This window comes from Edaphobacter sp., assembly GCF_035532915.1.
Classification (GTDB): Bacteria; Acidobacteriota; Terriglobia; order Terriglobales; family Acidobacteriaceae; genus Edaphobacter.
In genome coordinates, this window is the sequence record NZ_DATKQC010000020.1 from 1 (window position 1) to 5,086 (window position 5,086).

The window sequence follows — 5,086 nt, forward strand, 5'->3', positions numbered from 1 at the left end:
CACAATGCAGCGAGCTATGGTTTGCCGGGAACCGCTTCTGAGATACACTTCCTCATCCTTGTTGTCCGCAAAGCAATAGGCTATGGTTTGCCGGGAACCGCTTCTGAGATGTAAGCGTCCGGTCTCGCTTTCAATTACCCACAAGTTTGGCGGCATTGAAGCCAAGCTCTATGTCGGTAAGTCGGGAGAGCCCGCGCCACATGACCTTATTACCCGGCGGAGGATCATCAGCGCGAGCAAGATAGCCACCAAGCCGGGCCAGCTTTGTGATGTAGAAAGACAACGATATCTTCTTTCGAGCACGATCTACAGGGCGATCCGGAACAAGATGATCAAGCAGTTGGCGCTCGGTTTTTGAAAACACCTGGCCGGCAGGCAGTCGTGAGTCGGCACGGTTGAGCATGGTCATCCAGAAAAGTCGCCAACTCAGAATGCAGAAGACAGAGATCAGATTCACCAGCCGATCCGCCGTTCGCAGCCTCGATGCCTCTGCCTTGCAGCCCGACTTCAAGATTTTATGATAGGTTTCCACCTTCCAGCGCGAGGCATACCAGACCAGCTTCTGGATGGCTTCGGCCCGGGAACGGATGGGTAGATCGGTGAGGAGTTTCCAATTAATCGGCTCCCGATCCTTGGGCGTACCCAGCTCTTTCGCGTAGATCACGGTCAGCGTAAGTTCGGGATACTGTTTTTGTTTTCCGATCGGAGGGAGAACCCGAATACGGCGCCATCGAATCTCCAAGGTGGCTGGTACGCACTGCCCCTGTTTATCTCTCACCTCGACTCGATGCCAGGCTTTTGACTGTGGCTTGTCCATTTCCTGCGAGATCGTGCGCGTTCCATCTTCTGCCAGCCGATCCACGCAGGTCCGTACCAGGAAATGGGTTCCCTCTTCTTGTGCAACGCAGAAAAGCTCGTAGATGTCGCTTTCGCGATCCCCGATATGGACGCATCGCTCCGGTTCATTCAGGAGCAGGGTGACCTGCTTCAGGTTCTCCAGCCAACGGATGCTTTCCTTCTTTTCGATAGGAACCCGGGTCGGATTAATCTTCTTCTTGAGCGCGTTGCACCCCTTGAACCGCTTTCTCGTCCAGAACTTCACAGCCGCGATTCCGAGCGGCAGGCCTTCGGTCGTGACCACGAGACTGGAATGCATCAGGAGGCCACACACGGTATGCATGCGAAAACGGCCTGTCGGGTCCTTGCCGCTGTTCACCCGATTCGTAAGCCCAATCGCTAGAGGATCTTCTCTCTGGAAAGAGAACTCGGTTGTGTCGTGTAGAACCAGAACCCATCCCTCGGTGACTTGGAAGCGAGCTCGCGTCGCTCTGAAATGGCCTGCAAGGATCTCCCGTTCGCTGACTCTCTGGTTGGAAAAGAACCGGTAAGCGGCCTTCGTGCTGGCCCAGTCCTGGCAGGCCATGGGGATGGTTTCGCCCAATCCCTTCGAGAGCCTTTCCAGCAAAATCCTGAACCGCTTTCCCAGACGTCCGTCCGCAAATCGGCATCCCTCTACCTCGTCGTCGAGCCATGATCTCATCAAATGCGCCTCCACAATTCGGCATTGATTCGGCATTCTTCCTAATGTAATATTACATTAGGATATCGCTATGAAAAAGACTCTCGAATTCGATTGGCCGATTCTTTCCGGAAGTATCTCCACAGCGCGAAGCCGCTGCGGAAAACCCCGTTGCGCGTGCAAGCTCAGGCCGCCCCGCTTGCACGGCATCTACTATCGATGGACAGGATTTATCGAAGGGAAGAGGACAACGAAGACCATCAGCAAGGAAGCAGCTCAGGAATGCCTGCGGCGCATCCGCAATTACCACCGACTCCAAAGAGACATTGAAAAACTTCTGCGGGCGGATCTCGCCAAAGCGCCCTGGAACCCTCCTTCCAGGCCACCTCGAACGAAGTCGGAGGGATCATGAACAACCAAGCCCTATTTGTGGGTAATTGAAAGCCGGTCTCGGCCGTCTGGACGCGGTTGAAATAAGTGGGCATTCTTGCAAGTGGGCACTTCGAAAGTGTCCACTTGGAGGAAAATAGATGGGCACTTCCGGTTTGGCGGCGATCGAAGCTGTTTCTACCCACAAGGCACTTCCCGCAGCAAAAAGGCAGCACCGCAGTATTGAGTTCAAGCTCCAGATAGTGGAGGAGAGCCTCGCTCCGGGTGCATCAGTGGCACGCGTGGCGTGGGCGCATGGCGTGAACGCCAACCAGGTGTTCACCTGGCGGCGGCTGTATCGTCAAGGACGGCTGGGAAGCGTTAACCGTGCCCTGCCCGGCTTGCTGGCGGTTCAAGTGAGAGAGCCAGCGGTGACACCGAGAGTTACTGAGACAGACCGAATGCCTGGTGGCCCCTCTGCCGAGCGGGCAGGCACCATTCAGATCGAACTTCCAAAAGGGCGGGTGCGGCTGAGCGGCTCAGTAGATCCGGAGACCCTGCGGGTCGTGCTGGAGGCGCTCGGGGGATGATGGGGTTGCCGGCGGGGACACGGATTTGGATTGTGGCGGGCGTGACGGACCTCAGGCGGGGCTTTGTGGGGCTCGCCGGGATGGTGCAGACGGCGCTGGAGGAGAATCCGTTTTCAGGTCACGTGTTTGTGTTTCGGGGACGACGCGGGGACCTGATCAAAGTCTTGTGGTGGGACGGCGACGGGATGTGTCTATTGGCCAAGCGGCTGGAGCGGGGTCGCTTCATTTGGCCGCAGGCGGAGAGGGGCACGGTGTCGCTCTCACGGGCGCAGCTCTCGATGCTGCTGGAAGGGATCGACTGGCGGCGTCCGGCGCGCACCGCCGTGCCCGAGATGGCGGTGTGAGCGGCGAGGATTTCTTTTTCCACAATTTTCTTCGCAGATTCTATCTTTTCGCGTGTTTTTTTCTTGCGCTCAAAAAAACTTCTGGCATACTGCTGGCGCGATGACGGCGCGTGCAAGCCTTCCCGATCTCAACTCGCTGACCCATGACTCTTTAAGAGAGCTCATCCTGGCGCAGCACGAAAAGCTGGCCGCACAGGAGGAAGCGCTTCACTCGAAAGGGGAACTGCTGGCCTCGCGCGAGGCCGAGATTGAGCGGCTGAAACTACTTATCGCCAAATTGCAGCGGATGCAGTTCGGGCGGAGGTCGGAGAAACTGGCCCGCCAGATTGAGCAGTTGGAATTACAACTGGATGAGCTGGAAACGGAGCGAGCAGAGGAAGCAGCAGCGTCGCCCGCACCTCAACCTTCAACCGAGAAAGCAAGTGCGACGAAGCCTGCACGGCGGCCACTGCCCGCGCATCTGCCGCGCGAGGTGCAGGAGATGTGGCCGAAGGAATCGGCCTGTCCGGACTGCGGCGGCGAACTGAATCGGCTGGGGGAAGATGTTTCGGAGATGCTGGAATACGTGCCGGCTGAGTTCCGGGTGATCCGGCAGGTGAGGCCGAAGCTGGCCTGCTCGCGCTGCGACAAGATTGTGCAGGCGGAAGCGGTGAGTCGTCCGATCGCACGCGGGATGGCGGGACCGGGCCTGTTGGCGCACGTGTTCTCATCGAAATATTGCGACCATCTTCCGTTGTATCGGCAGTCGGAGATTTATGCGCGGGCTGGTGTGGAACTGGATCGCGCGACGCTGGCGGACTGGGTGGGCTCAGCCAGTGCCTTGCTGGAACCGCTGGTCGAAGCGCTGCGGCGTCACGTGATGAAAGCCGAGAAGTTGCATGCCGACGACACCCCGGTGCCGGTGCTGGCGCCAGGTCTGGGAAAAACCAAGACTGGACGGCTGTGGACCTACGTGCGCGATGACCGGCCGGCCGGGGACCCGAGGCCACCAGCCATGTGGTTCGCTTACTCGCCGGACCGCAAGGGTGAGCATCCGGCCAGGCACTTGCGCGACTTCCGCGGGTTCTTGCAGGCGGATGCCTACGCCGGGTTCAATCATCTCTATGAAGGCGGGCACATCCAGGAAGTGGCCTGCTGGGCGCACGGCAGAAGAAAATTCTATGACCTCCAGGTCGCACACAAGTCGCCGGTCGCCCAGGAAGCACTGGAACGGATCGCGGCCCTGTACGCGATCGAGAGCGAGATTCGGGGCCGTCCGCCGAACGAACGGCGCGAGGTGCGACAAGCAAGAGCGCGGCCGCTGTTGGAATCGTTCAAAGTGTGGCTGGAAAGCTGTTTACCCAGGCTGTCGCGCAAGTCGGACACAACGGCGGCGGTGAAGTATGCGCTCAGCCTCTGGTCGGCGCTCACGCGCTACGCGGACGACGGCCGCCTGGAGATCGACAACAACACTGCCGAGCGGGCGCTGCGCGTGGTGGCCCTGGGACGGAAGAATTATCTGTTCGCAGGCTCAGATGCGGGCGGCGAGCGCGCTGCAGCTCTCTATAGCCTGATCGGTACGGCGAAACTGAATGGTCTCGACCCGGAAAGCTACCTGCGCGACGTGCTCTCGCGCATCGCTGACCATCCCATCAACCGCATCGAGGAGTTGCTGCCATGGAAGATCACCCCAAACGCCCCCGCCGTAAGCAAGCCCGCCGCGTAGGCGACCCTGCCGTTGAAACGCCTACCGGCGCCGAGGCTCCCTCCTTGTCCCACATCGCCGAGCTGATTGATGACGGCCAAATCACCGTGGGCGTGATGGAACCCGTCGGGTGCGGGGCGGTTGCCTCGGAGGACCACTATAACCTGGCCATGCTGCGGCGCCGAAAAGGAGAAACCTTACTGCAGTTGCTCATCCGCCTCGACCAGGCCATCGACAAGGCAGAGACCCTGGGCATCTTCGCCGACGAAATCAATCGATAGTCTCTGACCATAAGTGTCCACTTCACAAACCGGTGGACACCTACAACTCTCCTGTCAATACGGCCTCAGCCTGACGCTTACTCTGAGATACACTTTTTCAAGGGCGCGGACCCCCGCCAGGTCCGCTATGGTTTGCCGGGAACCGCTTCTGAGATACACTAGTTGTCCCACGTCGCCCCGCGAAATACGGGCTATGGTTTGCCGGGAACCGCTTCTGAGATACACTCAGCACAGGCCGTCATCCCGCAGCACCCGCGCTATGGTTTGCCGGGAACCGCTTCTGAGATACACTGCGCGGG

6 protein-coding genes are annotated in these 5,086 nt (G+C 59.2%); 5 read left to right on the forward strand and 1 reads right to left on the reverse strand.

Annotation, left to right across the window (positions count from 1 at the left end; translation table 11 throughout):
• Positions 1-130: 130 nt before the first annotated feature.
• Entirely contained in the window at positions 131-1,540 is a 1,410-nt protein-coding gene (locus VMU57_RS00870) for an IS4 family transposase (protein WP_325379818.1), read from the reverse strand.
• Positions 1,541-1,610: 70 nt separating this feature from the next.
• Between VMU57_RS00870 and VMU57_RS22905 the strand changes: the two genes are divergently transcribed.
• From VMU57_RS22905 to VMU57_RS00890, 5 genes are all read left to right on the forward strand, one after another.
• Positions 1,611-1,931 (forward strand): DUF6788 family protein, encoded by a 321-nt coding sequence (locus VMU57_RS22905; RefSeq protein ID WP_414648586.1) that lies wholly within the window; start codon positions 1,611-1,613, stop codon positions 1,929-1,931.
• Positions 1,932-2,049: 118 nt separating this feature from the next.
• Positions 2,050-2,478: an IS66-like element accessory protein TnpA gene (gene tnpA, locus VMU57_RS00875; RefSeq protein ID WP_325379820.1), complete on the forward strand. Its 429-nt coding sequence runs from the start codon at positions 2,050-2,052 to the stop codon at positions 2,476-2,478.
• A 32-nt stretch (positions 2,479-2,510) separates the two neighbouring features.
• On the forward strand, positions 2,511-2,822 hold the full coding sequence (tnpB, locus tag VMU57_RS00880; protein WP_349255557.1) for an IS66 family insertion sequence element accessory protein TnpB: 312 nt from the start codon (positions 2,511-2,513) through the stop codon (positions 2,820-2,822).
• 100 nt (positions 2,823-2,922) lie between these two features.
• Positions 2,923-4,527, forward strand: coding sequence for an IS66 family transposase (gene tnpC / locus VMU57_RS00885; RefSeq protein ID WP_325379824.1), 1,605 nt, complete (start codon positions 2,923-2,925; stop codon positions 4,525-4,527).
• Between the two features lie 44 nt (positions 4,528-4,571).
• Positions 4,572-4,787 carry a hypothetical protein gene (locus VMU57_RS00890; protein ID WP_325379826.1) on the forward strand — a complete coding sequence of 72 codons (216 nt, stop codon included), beginning with the start codon at positions 4,572-4,574 and terminating at the stop codon, positions 4,785-4,787.
• The last annotated feature ends 299 nt before the right edge of the window (positions 4,788-5,086 follow it).